This window comes from Enterobacter sichuanensis (assembly GCF_002939185.1).
In the GTDB taxonomy this organism is placed as follows: domain Bacteria; phylum Pseudomonadota; class Gammaproteobacteria; order Enterobacterales; family Enterobacteriaceae; genus Enterobacter; species Enterobacter sichuanensis.
Genome location: NZ_POVL01000174.1, coordinates 1 through 529, shown reverse-complemented (window position 1 = coordinate 529; position 529 = coordinate 1). Strand labels below are relative to the sequence as shown.

The 529-nt window shown below is 54.1% G+C and carries 1 protein-coding gene; it reads left to right on the top strand.

The genetic code is table 11. The annotated features are described in order from the left end of the window. A partial coding sequence (locus C5687_RS24365) for an IS5 family transposase (protein WP_146086322.1) occupies positions 1 to 529 on the top strand: 529 nt, incomplete at both ends.

The window sequence follows — 529 nt, the reverse complement described above, 5'->3', positions numbered from 1 at the left end:
AGCAACACCTTCTTCACGAGGCAGACCTCAGCGCTATTCTGACCTTGCCATCACGACTGTGCTGGTCATTAAACGCGTATTCAGGCTGACCCTGCGCGCTGCGCAGGGCTTTATTGATTCCATTTTTTCTCTGATGAACGTTCCGCTACGCTGCCCGGATTACAGCTGTGTCAGCAGGCGGGCAAAGTCGGTTAACGTCAGTTTCAAAATGCCCACCCGGGGTGAAATCGCACACCTGGTAATTGATTCCACCGGGCTGAAGGTCTTCGGTGAAGGAAAGTGGAAAGTCAAAAAGCATGGCCAGGAACGCCGCCGTATCTGGCGTAAGCTGCATCTCGCCGTTGACAGTAAAACACATGAAATCATCTGCGCTGACCTGTCGCTGAACAACGTTACGGACTCAGAGGCCTTCCCCGGGTTAATCCGGCAAACCCACCGGAAAATCAGGTCAGCCGCCGCCGATGGCGCTTACGATACCCGGCTATGTCACGATGAACTGCGGCGTAAGAAAATCAGCGCGCTTATCCCA